This window comes from Bacillus pseudomycoides DSM 12442 (assembly GCF_000161455.1).
GTDB lineage: Bacteria > Bacillota > Bacilli > Bacillales > Bacillaceae_G > Bacillus_A > Bacillus_A pseudomycoides.
The window spans coordinates 3,557,998-3,572,091 of record NZ_CM000745.1 but is presented as its reverse complement, the minus strand read 5'-3'; the positions used below and the strand labels follow the sequence as shown (position 1 = coordinate 3,572,091).

The following is a 14,094-nucleotide window of genomic DNA, read 5'->3' as shown; positions in this document are numbered from 1 at the left end:
CTAAAAAATATTCTAGGCAGCCTTTTTTAACCTTCTTTTACAGAAATAACTTCCTCCCAATTCCATTTTTCATAATACCACTGGGGGACATCAATATTTTCAATCCATTTCTTCGCTTTCGATCCCTCTCCATTCGCCAACCACATATCTGCCTTTTTACGGTCAGAGCGCATCCATGTCAGCTGATTTTCACTTTTTATATAAAGTGGATTGTAATCTCCATATTTTTTTGAAGGAGTTGTAATTTGACGCTGTCGATTTGATTGAATATTTACTTGGTATAAAGAAGGCAATGATCTTTTTTCTTCTTCGTTCGACCATTCCATTTCCTTCGCTCTTGAAAGAGTAATAAGTTCATTATCCTGCCATGTAAAATCCCAATCAACATATCCTTTTGGAGTGAATTTTTCTTGCTGGAGAGCGGGTAATTCCTTTATTTTTAAATGTTTATTCTCTAACGCAAATCTTCCACTTCCTTCAATATAAGCTAATATATTTTTCGATGGAGACCATTGTATCCATTGGCTGTTTAATAACATTTGATCTACTTTTTCAAAATAACTTCCGTCCGCTTTCAAAAGACAAAGTGTATTACTATCAGCTGACCACGAAGCAGTTGGTACAGCTAAAAAAGCAATCCACTTTTGATTTGGAGACCATTTGAAATCACTTGCAATATAGGCTAAGAAATCTTCCTGCATACTCGGTAATGTATACAGGTGTTTCATTTTATTCGGATTCATTCCTGCATCCTTTTGTACTTCATATAACTGCGCTCCTGTCCAACCTGTTGGAAGCAACTGAGCCTCAGACGAAACAAGAAATTTCTTTCCGTCTGGATACCATGCATAGTCTCCTACACCCGATGATACATTTTCAAACGTTGCATTCTTCTTCTCTGCATCAAATGTATTTAACGTGCTTGTAAATTCAAATGCAATTATATTCTCTGCCGGTGACCATTGATAATTCGTTGCTTCTGTCTGAGACGGAACAACTTTTTTCCCATCCGCAACACGGTACAATTCAAGCTGATTTTGTTCCTCTCCCTTTGCGTATGCGATCCATTTTCCATCATGTGACCATTTTGGCTTTGTTATGTACTCTCCTTTTGTTATTTGTTTTTCGTTCCCATCGATTTTTATCCAGAGATTATGGTTACGAATAAAAGCTACTTGTATATTTTTTGTTTCAGCTTGAACAGTAGGCACAGCTTCACATAAGCAGCAAACACAGACAATCAAAACAATTATTTTTCTCCACATCTTTTCCTATCCTCCTATAGATAATTCCCACTTATCGTTCCCCTTATCTACTATATTTAAATAAAATTATTGTTGACAACTATTCAAATGTAGTTTTATAATACAAAACATAGTTTAGTTGAACGAATTATATATCGGCTTTGAAGGAAACCTAGTAGCGACTTATATCCCTGACTCAGAGAACTGATGGTTGGTGCAAATCAGTACATATACAAGCGTGAATTACAATTCTGGAGCTTCTTTCCCGTAGTGCGATTATGCATGAAGAGAAAGACGGATCTTTCCGTTATCTTAAAGTAAGTGGTAAACAATTTTTTGTTTACAAGTAGGGTGGTACCGCGATTTCTATCGTCCCTATCGGATTTTCCGATAGGGGCTTTTTTGCGTCTTCCCCTTTTAAACAATTTCATATATTACGCGTTGAAAGAATCGCAGTAGTAACTTATATCCCTGTTTCAGAGAGCTGATGTTTGGTGCGAATCAGTACATATACAAGTGCGAATTACAATTCTGGAGTTTCTTTTTCGTAGTGCTATTTTTGCATGAAGGAAAAGACGGATTTTTCCGTTATCAGTAACTGAGAAGTAGGTGGATTTTCACTTACAAATAGGGTGGTACCGCGATTTCTTCGCCCCTATCGGATTTTCCGATAGGGGCTTTTTCTATTTCTCACAAAAACAAATGTTAAATAATTCCGAATCTTATGATAAAATTTTATAAGCGCTTACAATAATTGAAAGGGGGTGATATACCCAAAAGTAATCACAGCAGTTTTTACAGATAAAAAAGGAGGATGTATTAATGACAAAGAAAACAGAAATTCCATCACATTTAAAACCATTTGTATCCACGCAGCATTACGATCAGTACACACCGGTTAATCACGCTGTGTGGCGTTACATTATGAGACAAAACCATAACTTTTTAAAAGATGTTGCTCATCCAGCCTATGTTAACGGACTACAATCATCTGGTATTAATATAGATGCAATTCCAAAGGTTGAAGAAATGAATGAATGCTTAGCACCAAGTGGTTGGGGTGCAGTAACGATTGACGGCCTTATTCCCGGTGTAGCGTTCTTTGATTTCCAAGGACATGGTTTATTACCAATCGCAACAGATATTCGTAAAGTGGAAAACATTGAATATACTCCAGCTCCTGATATCGTTCACGAAGCAGCTGGACATGCACCGATTTTACTTGATCCTACATATGCAAAATATGTAAAACGATTTGGCCAAATTGGAGCAAAAGCATTTTCAACTAAAGAAGAACACGATGCTTTTGAAGCTGTGCGTACTTTGACAATTGTGAAAGAAAGTCCAACTTCTACACCAGAAGAAGTTGCAGCAGCTGAAAAAGAAGTTGTCGAAAAGCAAAAGCTTGTTTCTGGCTTATCAGAAGCGGAACAAATTTCTCGCCTTTTCTGGTGGACAGTCGAGTACGGCTTAATTGGAGATATAAATAACCCGAAAATTTACGGTGCCGGTCTTCTCTCCTCTGTCGGTGAGAGCAAACATTGTTTAACAGATGCTGTAGAAAAAGTCCCATTCTCAATTGAAGCTTGTACAAAAACGACCTATGATGTTACAAAAATGCAACCACAGCTATTTGTATGCAAGTCATTTGAAGAATTAACAGAGGCACTTGAGAACTTCTCTGAAACAATGGCTTTTAAAACAGGTGACGCAGAAGGATTAGAAAAAGCAATTCGTTCTGAAAACAATGCAACTGCTCAATTAAGTAGTGGGTTACAAATTACAGGTACATTTGCAGAAAAGATTCAAAATGATGCAGGTAGAGTGATTTACATGAAAACAAATACACCGACTGCATTAGCACTAAACAATAAACAACTACCGAATCATTCTACAGCTGTACATCAAGAGGGATTTGGTACACCAGTTGGTTTATTAGAAGGCAATGTTTCACTCGAAGATTGCACAGATGAGGAGTTACAAGCATTAGGCATTATCATTGGTAATCGTACGGAACTATACTTTGCAAGCGGTGTTCATGTAAAAGGAACAGTAACCGATATTATGAAAAACGATGAAAAAATCGCTCTTATTTCATTTACAGATTGCACAGTGGTTTACAAAGATCGTCTATTATTTGATGCTTCATGGGGAGCTTTTGACATGGCAGTTGGTTCAAAAATCACTTCTGTATTCCCAGGCGCAGCCGATGCAGCCGCATTCTTCGAAGTGACTGAAGAAGTAGAAGAAACACCAGAACCACTTACATTAACTGAGCTTGATCGTATGTATCAAACCGTTCGTGATATTCGAAATGAAGGTGTGTTACAAGATTCACATGTGGAACAATTAGTAGCAATTCAAGAGGTACTAAATAAGTTCTATACGAAAGAATGGTTACTTCGTCTTGAAATTTTAGAATTACTTTTAGAGCATAACAAAGGGCACGACGCATCTACTGCTCTATTACAACAACTCTCTACTTTTACAGAAAATGAATCTGTAAAACGTTTGATTAGCAATGGTCTTGCCCTACTCTCAATAAAGGATGTGAACAATAATGCAACGACTAACAGATGAAGAAGTGCAAGAGGAATTAGCAAAGCTAGATAAATGGACAGTGAAAGATGAAAAATGGATTGAAAGAAAATATATGTTTTCCGACTACTTAAAAGGTGTCGAATTTGTCTCTGAAGCCGCCAAACTATCAGAAGAACACAATCACCATCCATTTATCCTTATCCAGTATAAAGCAGTCATTATTACTTTGTCATCCTGGAATGCAAAAGGTTTAACAAAACTTGATTTCGAGCTAGCAAGACAGTTTAATGAACTCTTTTTACAAAATGAAAAAGCAATTATAAGAAAGTAAAAAAAGGAGAAGCCTTTATTTAGGCTTCTCCTTTTACAATCAATTGAATACAGTGACCAAACGGATCTTCTACTTGCATTATTCCATCTTTATACATAGCAATCGCGCCAATATATTTTAAGCTTTCACACACTTGCTCTTTTTCTTTTTCATCTACTAGTACAATTGTGAAATATTTCAAGCCAACGGAATTTGGCATTTGCGGCGGCACACCTTCACCTTGCCATGTATTTAAACCAACATGGTGATGATAGCCACCTGCTGAAACAAATAATGCACCATTTCGGACTGGAATCGTCACTTCAAATCCAAGCCCATCTACATAAAAACGTTTTGCTTCTTCTAAATCAGCAACATGTAAATGGATATGTCCCATTACAGTTCCGCTTGGAAATCCATTCCACTCATTTCCTTGTTGTAATAATCCGTCTCCATCTAATGGGTTGCTAACAAACGGAAGCTCTCCCTTTTCATCACGCCATACTTCTCTTTGACGATCATGATAAATTTCGATTCCATTTCCATCTGGGTCAGCTAAATAAATTGCTTCGCTAAAGTAATGATCTGCCCCGCCATGTAACGGATACACTTTCTGCACAAGATGAAGAAGAATATTTGCTAAATCTTGTCTACTTGGTAGTAAGATTGCAAAGTGATATAAACCAGTGCGACTTCTTTGTTTTGGAAGAGCATTTTCTTTCTCTTCTATTATAAGAAGTGGTTCATTACTTTCATTACCAAGTGTAGCGATATGCTCCTCTTCTCTTACCACTTTCAATCGTAACACATCTGTATAGAATGCTAGAGACTGTTGTAAGTTCGATACATATAAATGAACTGCACCGAGTGTTGTACTGGGATGAAGTCGAAAGTCCATATTGTTATGCCCCCATTTCGATTAATGTTTTTTGAATACAGTTGCTTTTAAGAAGTTATCTACAAAACCTTCAGCTTTAACAACGAATAAGTAAAGACCCATTGCCAACAATGCAAGGTCTAATTCGTATCCTGGATTCTTTCCATCTCCTAATAAACCAGCAGACCATTTTACTTTTACAATTGCTCCAACTAAAATAAGTGCGAATAATAATCCAATATACCGTACACCTAAACCGATAATCAATAACAGACCACCAACTAATTCTACTGTCGCTACGCCGTATGCAAGAGCACCTGGTAAACCAATGCTTGTAAACCATCCTGCAATATTATCAATGCCTGATTGGAACTTTGCCAAACCATGCATAAAAAACGTTACTCCTAATACGATACGAATAATTAAATTACCAATATGTTGATTCATTTTGTTCTCTCCTTTTGAGTTTTATAATATAAAACTTTTGTTCACATTACAAAACATACAATAATTTTTTTTATCCGTCAATTTATTTTTCTTGAGAAAAAAATGTTTTTTTTTGCTATGATACAAATAGTTGTCTACAAAAAGGAGCTTGATTATTATGAATATCGGTTCTGCAATACGTGAAATTCGTCAGCGCAGAGGCGTCACTATCGCCCAAATTTGTGAAGGAACAGGACTTTCTAAAGGTTTTATGAGCCAGGTCGAGAATAATAAAACTTCTCCATCTATCTCAACTTTAGAAACAATTTCCAAATTTTTAAACGTTCCTCTCCCTTATTTATTACTTGAGCAAAAAGATCACATGAAAATTGTAAAAAAGGAAGAACGAAAATACAGTGTGTATGGAAAAGATGAACAAAGGATTGAACATGTCGCTGAGCAAGGAGGCCTTCGTTTATCTTTAGTAGAAATCCCAGCTGGATTCCCAAAAGAAAATATACCAAATGCTCATGAAGGTGAAGAATGCCATCTTGTTTTGCGCGGTAAATTAGAAGTACAGCACGGAGAAGATATCGCGATTGTGGAAGAAGGAGATTCTTTCTCCTGGAGTGCATGTGTGCCACATATTGTGCGTAATATTGGCGAAGACTCCGCATTATTACTCATCTCGAGCCATGCTGAAAATCGAAAACGTGTATATTAAAATGCAATGCAAAAAGCCTGTTTTCAAAAATGAAAAACAGGCTTTTTGCATTATTCTCGTATAATTCCATAGCTTGATCCTACTAATACTTCTTTCCCTTTTTGATTACGATAAATCGACTCTATCGATACCTTTTTGTACCCTTCCAATTGTTCCACACTTGTAAGAGTTACATCACAAGTAATTGTATCTCCAGTAAAAACAGGCCTGATGAATTCACTTACTAATTCCCGTGCTATGTAATGTACCTCTCCACCAATTTTCGTTCCAATACTTGCAGTTAATAACCCATGCACCATTAAACGTCCCTGCTCATCATGTTCCATATGATGTCTCCCTTTATCACCTGTAAGATGAGCAAATTCCAAAACCTCTTCTTCTGTAAATGTTCTTTCGTACCGAAACGTATCTCCTACTTTAATATTCATTTTATCCTCCTTTTTAAATTTCTGAATTTTCTTTATTATTTTACCACAAAATGAATAGACCTTCATTTTAATCACTAAAAGTATCGTTACAAACTGTAAATAATTAACATTTTCATGTTATTATTTAAGTATCTTTGGTGAAATTGGAGGTCTTAACAATGACATTTGAATTAGTTAGTGGCATATTATTGGCAGTTTCATTACTCTTCTATTCCACATTAGAAGTTTGGCTTGCTCCCAATAATAACTCCTTCTTTAAAGGTTTCAAAAAGAAAATGATATTCCTACTCCCCTTGTTTACTCTCTCATTCGCAATTCACTACTTCTTTTTTGTACAATAAAATAGTTTATCTGTGTAAATACAAAAGGATCGCTATCGTCTAGCAATCCTTTTTACACGCTTTCTATTATCTAATGGGATTATCGATGTCCTGCTTTTTTCGCTTCATTATAACCATAATAAGCACACGTCCCATTTTGAGATAAATCCCGCACCTCAAAACCACAACTACGATAAAAATCAAAATTATTCGCAGAAGTATGAGCAAACCAATCTCCATGAGGGAGTTTCTGCATACAAAGGGAAACGAGCTTCTTTCCTAATCCTTTTCCTCTATATTCATACTTCACAACTAAATCCATAATATTTGCAGCCATTATCTGATCAGAAATAACACGAACCATCGCAATCATTTCTTCCTCATCCCAAATCGTAAAAGCCCACGTAGAATTTTCAAATGCTATCGTAAATTTTTCAATTTGCCATGATGGAATGCTATTGTTACTCCAGCCCGCATCTTCAAATAAACTTTTAATTGCATAAGCTGGCACACCTGTCGTTCCTTCTCGAATAATGAGTCCATTATGATAAATATACAATCCCATTCCCCCTTTTATTGTTATATACTATTCTTTAAAAGTTGAATATTACCTTTTTAAAAGGAGAAAAAGATGAAGGGATTTTTATTATTCTTTTACACTTCTTATGATTACTATACAAACTACTAATATAGCATTCTTTTGTTTATGGATCCTTACATTACTACTTCTACTACTAAAAAAGAAAAACTATCATCATTTCATATGGATTACTCTATTATTTGGGAGTGGATTCTTTCTCTATTTATTTACTATGGATCAAATTTCCTTTTCTTCAAGAGAACTAACAATTATTGTGAAACGTCTTTGCCTACTTCTTGTTTTTGTGCCATTTCTCATAGATGCTCTTATACGCAAACAGCGAATATCTCTAAATTAGAATCAACCAAAATGGAACAATACTTTGCACGTGCCTTTTATTTGGAGTGGTCCTCATCAAGTTAAAATTTATATATTTCTTATCATCGCGATTTCTATTAACATCGTCACCTTTACACCTTTTCTACTACAAAAAGAAATATCTTATATACAACATATCATGCTATTTGCTGTATTGTTTTCTATTATCAATGGCGTATTAGAAGAATGTATTTGGCAGGGAATCCTACTACATCAGTTTACAAATCAGTTTGATGAAAAATAGGCTATTTTGCTTACAAGCATTGGTTTTGGTTTACAGCATTACTCCTTAGGTTTTTCTTGGAGTGTTTCCACCGCTTTTATTATAGCTGGTATATTTTATGGAGGAATAGTTGTGAAATCAAATCGTATCATTCCAGCTATTATATGGCATGTAATTTTAAACATATTAATGGTATTTAGTAGTCTCATTCTTTAAAAGAGCAGGATTTATCCTGTTCTTTTAATTGCATATACAAGAACATCTATTCCATGAAATGATGCTGTCTTCTCATAACTCATTCCTGTTTTTCGGGCAACAAAGATAGAAGCAGGATGATCTGGATTAATAAGAGAAATGAGCTTATTCAAACTTAACACTTGAAAACCATAATCTCGAAAAGCTGTTGCTGCTTCCTTTGCATATCCCTTTCCCCAATACTCTGGAAGTAACCAGTACCCAATTTCAATTTCTTCTCTTCCATCTACTTGTTGCCTAACGAGTCCTGCGTGACCAATTGGAGTATCTGTTTCCTTTTCAATCATTAGAAATAATCCTAAACCGTTTTTATAACTAGGAAGAACCCAGCTTTCCAGACTTTTCTTACACTGCACATATGTTTTTGGCGTTCCGTTCCCAATGTAGCGCATTACTTTCACATTTCCCCATAAGGAAGCATAGAAATCTAAGTCATCCATTGTATATTTTCGAAATTGTAAACGATCTGTATGGAACATATCCTACTCCCTTCTTGTAGATTCTCTTTCTATAATTGAAATAGGTAATTGTATACGTTGTACAGGCTCTCCTCGCAATTGTTTATGTAATAATACGATAGAATTCTTTGCCATACTTGTAATGGAGGTATTAATCGTTGTTATATTAGGATGCATTATCATCGAAAGTTCTTGATTATCAAATCCTATAACACCAAAATCTTGTGGGATCGCAATTTTCAACTTTTGAGCCTCCATAATAATTCCAGCAGCTATTTCATCACTGCCTGTAAAGATGGAATCTGGGGCATTTTGCATGGAGTGAATGCTATCTATTACCCTCTTCCCATCCTTCAGCCCATAGCAATTTGGAAATACCCATTCTTGCTGTAACTGTAGACCATACTCCTTTAAAGCTCTTTTATACCCTTGATATCTTTTTCTCTGCGCTTTACTTTTTAATGTATCGTAACAAAATCCTATACGTGTATATCCATTTTCCAAAAGATGCCTCGTTCCAATGTAACCAGCTAGCTCTTCATCAAATTGAACTGTAGATACGAGTTCTGTTTCTACATGTTCATTACAAATAACAATAGCTCCTGAAGTTATCGCACGCTCTATTTCCTCTATTGGCAAAGAAAGTGTAGTAAAAATAAGCCCATCTAACTTTTTCGTCCTAATATATTGTAAAAATTCTCTTTCTCTCTCAATTTCATAATTTGATTGTAATATCACGACATCATAACGATCTATTTTTAAAATACCACTTAACTCTTGAATTAACTGACTAAAAAAGGGATGATGTAAATTTGGTACGACTACACCGATTAATTTTGTTTGTAGACGACGTAGATCTTTCGCTGTCGCCACAGGTACATAATTTTTTTCATCAATAATCGCTTGCACTCTCGCCCTTAATTCTGGACGTACATACGGATGATGATTGATCACACGGGAAACGGTTGCTTTAGACACTCCGGCTAATTTAGCGATATCTTCAATTGTAGAAATCTTAACTCCCCCCTTGACCTGTAATGCATTTCAGAATGTACAGTATATGGTAACTATTATAAACGAGGTGACATGAAATATGGGAAAAATTCAAATTTCTGGAGAGGTTATTGAAACGAAAGCAATTGCCTTTGATAAAGATGGTACATTATTTCACGCGATTCCATTTTGGCAGGAAATTGATAGAATGCGAAAATACAAATTTTCACAAATTGTTGGTAAAAAGTATGAACCTCTGTGGGAAAAAGCAGTTGGATTTGTACCTCCAAACAAAGTTGATTTTAAAGGCCTGTTAGCGGTCGCATCTGAAGAAGAAGAAATTATTGTTGTCGCCAGCCTTTTATATCAAATCAAAAAATATCCATGGCACCGTTGCAAAGAGCTCGCTACTACCATATTTGAAGAAAGTAATGAGCAATTATCCATTGAACAAGCTTTTCATCCTATTCAAGGGATAACTGAATGCATTATTTCTTTGCAAAAAGAAGAAATATACACAGGTATTCTTACCTCGGACAATAAGGTGAGAACAAAAAAATGTATTGATTTACTTAACATACCATCTCTTCAATTTCTCTTTACGCCAGAAGATGTAGAAAACGGAAAGCCTCATCCAGAAATGATTACAAAAGCATGTGAACAGCTTGATATTAGACCAAATGAGCTAGTAATGATTGGAGATACTGTTGTAGATGTAAAAATGGCTAAAGAGGCCGGAAGTATTGCTGTAGGCATTGCTAATCATGAACATGCTATAAAAGAACTAACACCTTATGCAGATTTTATTATTACCGATTACAATGATATACAAGTTTTAACAAAAAAAAGACAGTAGACAAAGCTTGTCTACTGCATCCATATCATAACTAGTATAAAGAAAACTACAGTTGAGGGGGGGTAGGATTTTCAGTTATATACTAGATATTTATCTTGTTCTAACAACGGACAAGAACTTCCGTTCACAAATGACCTTGAATTAGAACTTAGTTCTATTATATTTTAATTGATAAAGATTATCATTGTCAATATAAAACACATACATTTTCTACAAATTTTACTTATACGAAAAAACGCTACAAAAAGATACACTCTTTTCGTAGCGTTTCATCTATCAATCTTATTCATACTCGTTCTCCTCTAACCTGTCACGCAATACTTTAACACGCTTGAAAAAGAAAAATGACATCCCTAAAAATAAAACAATAACACCCATCATCGCAAAGGATTGTACAGTTTCTCTCCCTCCATTTGGGATTAATAAACCAATCATTAAAAATGTGGCTAGCGCAAGAAGAACTTGACCGAAGCGAATATAATCTGCTATTTTCTGTTGTAATTCTTTCATACTTCTACCACTCCTCCCTCTCACTCTATCATATTCTAATCGTTTCTGAGGCAAGTAAATACAGCCAATGAGGGAGATGTTTTCCAAAGTAAAAAGAGCCGCTGCTAAACGGCTCTTTCAAATTTTCTATACACCTTTATAAGCTTGCATATACACTTCTTTCAACTCTGAAATAAGCGGTAATTTCGGATTTGCCGTTGTACATTGATCTTCAAATGCTCGTTCAGAAAGTATATCAACAACCGCTTCAAATGCTTCTTTTTCAATACCTTGGCCAGCAACACTCATATTAATATTTAATTCTTTTCCAAGGGCGATAATAGCTTGTACTAATGATTCCACGCCTTCTTCTACTGTACGTGCTTTAAGACCAAGCATTCTTGCGATATGTGCATAACGCTCATCCGCAACAAAGTGCTCATATTTAGGGAATAGTGCATGTTTTCTTGGTTTAATTGCATTATAGCGAATAACATGCGGCATTAAGATTGCATTAGCACGTCCATGCGGAATATGAAACTCCGGTCCAATTTTATGCGCTAAGCTATGGTTAATACCAAGAAACGCATTGGCAAATGCCATCCCAGCAATTGCTGAAGCATTATGCATTTTTTCACGAGCTTCTTCGTCATTTCCATCTTTATATGCACGTGGTAAATATTTAAAGACAAGATCAATTGCTTTTAAAGCTAATCCATCTGTATAATCGTTTGCCATAATAGATACGTACGCTTCAATCGCATGTGTTAATACATCCATTCCTGTATCAGCAGTTACATGTGGTGGTACTGTCTTAACGAACTGCGGGTCAACGATTGCAACGTCTGGTGTTAATTCATAATCAGCAAGCGGGTATTTGATATTATTCTTTTTATCTGTAATAACCGCAAATGGTGTCACTTCTGATCCTGTTCCAGATGTTGTAGGAATCGCAACAAACTGCGCTTTAGTTCCTAGTTTTGGATATTTGCATGTACGTTTTCTAATATCTAAAAACTTTTGTTTGATACCAAAGAATTCTGTTTCTGGATGCTCATAAAATAGCCACATTCCTTTTGCTGCATCCATCGCTGATCCGCCGCCAAGAGCAATAATCACGTCTGGCTTGAAGCTTCTCATCATTTCTGCACCTTTAAATACAGTTTCATCTGATGGATCTGGTTCTACTTCAGAGAATATTTCTACTTTTACATCATTTCTATGTTGACCTAAATAATGCGTTACTACATCAATATATCCATGTTGAACCATTCCAGGATCTGTTACAATGAATGCTCGTGAAATGTTTGGCATACTTGCTAAATATTGCGTAGCGTGTTTTTCAAAATAAATTTTTGGTGGCAGCTTGAACCACTGCATATTCTTTTTTCTATTTGCAAGTCTCTTTACGTTCATTAAATGAGTTGCCGTTACGTTTTGAGATACAGAGTTCTTTCCGTATGATCCGCATCCAAGTGTAAGCGATGGAATGAAAGCATTATATATATCACCAATTCCGCCTTGTGCTGACGGAGCATTCACAATAAGACGACATGCTTTCATACGTAAACCAAACTGTTTTTGTACTTCTGTATTTGTAGAATGAATAACTGCAGAATGTCCTAAACCGCCAAGCTCTAACATGTTTTCACAATGCTGCAATCCTTCTTCTAATGAATTTGCTTTTATACAAGCTAATACTGGGCTTAATTTTTCGCGGGATAGCGGATAATTTGCGCCGACTCCTTTAATTTCTGCAACCAGCATTTTTGTATCTTCTGGTACTGCAATTCCTACTAGTGATGCAATGTAGTGAGCAGATTTCCCAACAATATCGCTATTTACTGCACATGTATTTTCATTAATGACAAGTTTCTCTAATTTCTTCCGTTCATCTTCTGTTACAAAATAACAATTGTTTGCTATCATTTCTTGTTTCACATCATTATAGATCTCTTTGTCTACAATAATTGCTTGTTCAGAAGCACAAATCATACCGTTATCAAATGTTTTTGATAAGATTACATCATTCACAGCACGTTTCACATTCGCTGATTTTTCCATATAACATGGAACGTTACCTGGTCCTACTCCTAAAGCTGGTTTACCAGTTGAATATGCTGATTTTACCATTCCTGCTCCTCCTGTTGCCAGAACAAGCGCTACACCTTCATGATTCATTAATTGTTTTGTTGCCTCAACAGAAGGCTTTTCAATCCATTGAATACAGTTCTCTGGTGCACCAGCTTTCACTGCAGCATCGCGCACTGTTTTTGCAGCTGCGATAGAACATTGCTGCGCTGAAGGGTGGAATGCAAAAATAATTGGGTTTCTCGTTTTTATCGCAATGATCGCTTTAAACATCGTTGTTGACGTTGGATTTGTTACTGGCGTTACCCCAGCAACCACACCGACCGGCTCTGCAATTTCTATTACTTCCTCATGTGGATCCTCACGAATAATCCCCACTGTTTTGTCATTTTTTATGCTATTCCAAATATATTCAGTTGCAAAAATATTTTTAATGCATTTATCCTCATACACACCGCGTCCCGTTTCTTCAACAGCCATTTTTGCAAGCGGCATATGTTGATCCACGCCCGCAAGTGCCATTTCATGTACAATTTTATCAATTTGTTCCTGTGTAAAACCTTCTAATGCTTGTAAAGCTTTTTTACCATTCTTTACTAACGCCTCAATCATTTCTACCACTTCTTGCGTTTCATTTACAACTTTCTCTTTGACTACCATGTAATTTCCTCCTATTCTGCTATATGGACTTAAATAGACCCTAAGGGTCTTAATGCGTCCCTATTAGCGTAAAAAAATAGAGTTACTTTTCCTACATGAATCCTATTATTTGTGAAATGTTTCACATATTTATGTGTGAAGTATTATTTCATGATTTTACTATACACGAAATATTTTTAATTGTGTGTGTCTAATTTGTGAAAAGTTTCACAAATTGTATTTAAAAAAAACACTGCCTTTT

14 protein-coding genes and 2 other annotated features are annotated in these 14,094 nt (G+C 35.7%); of the genes, 5 read left to right on the top strand and 9 right to left on the bottom strand.

Translation table 11 applies throughout. The annotated features are described in order from the left end of the window. Positions 1–26: 26 nt before the first annotated feature. Positions 27–1,265, bottom strand: a complete 1,239-nt coding sequence (locus BPMYX0001_RS18125) for a TolB family protein (protein WP_018782534.1) — start codon at positions 1,263–1,265, stop codon at positions 27–29. A 131-nt stretch (positions 1,266–1,396) separates the two neighbouring features. Continuing rightward, positions 1,397–1,624, top strand: a binding site (T-box leader). 52 nt (positions 1,625–1,676) lie between these two features. After that, positions 1,677–1,904: a binding site (T-box leader), on the top strand. 162 nt (positions 1,905–2,066) lie between these two features. Here BPMYX0001_RS18125 and BPMYX0001_RS18120 point away from each other — a divergent pair. Both BPMYX0001_RS18120 and BPMYX0001_RS18115 read left to right on the top strand, forming a co-directional pair. Then, the gene (locus tag BPMYX0001_RS18120) at positions 2,067–3,824 is read left to right on the top strand and encodes an aromatic amino acid hydroxylase (RefSeq protein ID WP_006095968.1); all 1,758 of its coding nucleotides are present in this window, start codon (positions 2,067–2,069) and stop codon (positions 3,822–3,824) included. Then, a complete protein-coding gene (locus BPMYX0001_RS18115) occupies positions 3,802–4,116 on the top strand; it encodes a 4a-hydroxytetrahydrobiopterin dehydratase (protein ID WP_029427556.1) in 315 nt (104 codons plus the stop codon). Before BPMYX0001_RS18120 ends, BPMYX0001_RS18115 begins: the two co-directional genes overlap by 23 nt. Positions 4,117–4,135: 19 nt before the next feature. On the opposite strand, the gene BPMYX0001_RS18110 is transcribed toward BPMYX0001_RS18115, so the two are convergent. Then, positions 4,136–4,993, bottom strand: a complete 858-nt coding sequence (locus BPMYX0001_RS18110) for a VOC family protein (protein ID WP_006095967.1) — start codon at positions 4,991–4,993, stop codon at positions 4,136–4,138. Positions 4,994–5,014: 21 nt separating this feature from the next. After that, positions 5,015–5,419 (bottom strand): DoxX family protein, encoded by a 405-nt coding sequence (locus BPMYX0001_RS18105; RefSeq protein WP_006095966.1) that lies wholly within the window; start codon positions 5,417–5,419, stop codon positions 5,015–5,017. A 157-nt stretch (positions 5,420–5,576) separates the two neighbouring features. On the opposite strand from BPMYX0001_RS18105, the gene BPMYX0001_RS18100 reads away from it, so the two are divergent. Then, positions 5,577–6,122 carry a helix-turn-helix domain-containing protein gene (locus BPMYX0001_RS18100; protein WP_003200551.1) on the top strand — a complete coding sequence of 182 codons (546 nt, stop codon included), beginning with the start codon at positions 5,577–5,579 and terminating at the stop codon, positions 6,120–6,122. 50 nt (positions 6,123–6,172) lie between these two features. Here BPMYX0001_RS18100 and BPMYX0001_RS18095 read toward each other — a convergent pair whose 3' ends face one another. Next, positions 6,173–6,550, bottom strand: coding sequence for a MaoC family dehydratase (locus BPMYX0001_RS18095; protein ID WP_018782532.1), 378 nt, complete (start codon positions 6,548–6,550; stop codon positions 6,173–6,175). Positions 6,551–6,970: 420 nt separating this feature from the next. Beyond that, on the bottom strand, positions 6,971–7,429 hold the full coding sequence (locus BPMYX0001_RS18085) for a GNAT family N-acetyltransferase (RefSeq protein ID WP_018765876.1): 459 nt from the start codon (positions 7,427–7,429) through the stop codon (positions 6,971–6,973). 649 nt (positions 7,430–8,078) lie between these two features. Here BPMYX0001_RS18085 and BPMYX0001_RS34965 point away from each other — a divergent pair. Then, positions 8,079–8,267 carry a CPBP family glutamic-type intramembrane protease gene (locus BPMYX0001_RS34965; RefSeq protein WP_157753627.1) on the top strand — a complete coding sequence of 63 codons (189 nt, stop codon included), beginning with the start codon at positions 8,079–8,081 and terminating at the stop codon, positions 8,265–8,267. Positions 8,268–8,278: 11 nt separating this feature from the next. On the opposite strand, the gene BPMYX0001_RS18075 is transcribed toward BPMYX0001_RS34965, so the two are convergent. Further along, on the bottom strand, positions 8,279–8,785 hold the full coding sequence (locus BPMYX0001_RS18075; RefSeq protein WP_006095963.1) for a GNAT family N-acetyltransferase: 507 nt from the start codon (positions 8,783–8,785) through the stop codon (positions 8,279–8,281). 3 nt (positions 8,786–8,788) lie between these two features. Further along, positions 8,789–9,742, bottom strand: coding sequence for a LacI family DNA-binding transcriptional regulator (locus tag BPMYX0001_RS18070; protein ID WP_029427555.1), 954 nt, complete (start codon positions 9,740–9,742; stop codon positions 8,789–8,791). A 115-nt stretch (positions 9,743–9,857) separates the two neighbouring features. Here BPMYX0001_RS18070 and BPMYX0001_RS18065 point away from each other — a divergent pair, with 115 nt between their 5' ends. Then, positions 9,858–10,613, top strand: coding sequence for an HAD family hydrolase (locus BPMYX0001_RS18065; RefSeq protein WP_006095961.1), 756 nt, complete (start codon positions 9,858–9,860; stop codon positions 10,611–10,613). A 282-nt stretch (positions 10,614–10,895) separates the two neighbouring features. Here BPMYX0001_RS18065 and BPMYX0001_RS18060 read toward each other — a convergent pair whose 3' ends face one another. Both BPMYX0001_RS18060 and adhE read right to left on the bottom strand, forming a co-directional pair. After that, positions 10,896–11,123 (bottom strand): YrhC family protein, encoded by a 228-nt coding sequence (locus BPMYX0001_RS18060; protein ID WP_003200539.1) that lies wholly within the window; start codon positions 11,121–11,123, stop codon positions 10,896–10,898. 126 nt (positions 11,124–11,249) lie between these two features. Continuing rightward, complete coding sequence (gene adhE, locus BPMYX0001_RS18055; RefSeq protein ID WP_006095960.1) at positions 11,250–13,853, bottom strand: bifunctional acetaldehyde-CoA/alcohol dehydrogenase; 2,604 nt, start codon at positions 13,851–13,853, stop codon at positions 11,250–11,252. Between the last annotated feature and the right edge of the window lie 241 nt (positions 13,854–14,094).

Excerpts from the sequence above, each read along its gene's own strand:
- BPMYX0001_RS18125 (WP_018782534.1), bottom strand. The coding sequence starts at position 1,265 with ATGTGGAGAAAAATAATTGTTTTGATTGTCTGTGTTTGCTGCTTATGT.
- BPMYX0001_RS18120 (WP_006095968.1), top strand. The coding sequence starts at position 2,067 with ATGACAAAGAAAACAGAAATTCCATCACATTTAAAACCATTTGTATCC.
- BPMYX0001_RS18110 (WP_006095967.1), bottom strand. The coding sequence starts at position 4,993 with ATGGACTTTCGACTTCATCCCAGTACAACACTCGGTGCAGTTCATTTA.
- BPMYX0001_RS18105 (WP_006095966.1), bottom strand. The coding sequence starts at position 5,419 with ATGAATCAACATATTGGTAATTTAATTATTCGTATCGTATTAGGAGTA.
- BPMYX0001_RS18100 (WP_003200551.1), top strand. The coding sequence starts at position 5,577 with ATGAATATCGGTTCTGCAATACGTGAAATTCGTCAGCGCAGAGGCGTC.
- BPMYX0001_RS18095 (WP_018782532.1), bottom strand. The coding sequence starts at position 6,550 with ATGAATATTAAAGTAGGAGATACGTTTCGGTACGAAAGAACATTTACA.
- BPMYX0001_RS18075 (WP_006095963.1), bottom strand. The coding sequence starts at position 8,785 with ATGTTCCATACAGATCGTTTACAATTTCGAAAATATACAATGGATGAC.
- BPMYX0001_RS18065 (WP_006095961.1), top strand. The coding sequence starts at position 9,858 with ATGGGAAAAATTCAAATTTCTGGAGAGGTTATTGAAACGAAAGCAATT.
- BPMYX0001_RS18060 (WP_003200539.1), bottom strand. The coding sequence starts at position 11,123 with ATGAAAGAATTACAACAGAAAATAGCAGATTATATTCGCTTCGGTCAA.
- adhE (WP_006095960.1), bottom strand. The coding sequence starts at position 13,853 with ATGGTAGTCAAAGAGAAAGTTGTAAATGAAACGCAAGAAGTGGTAGAA.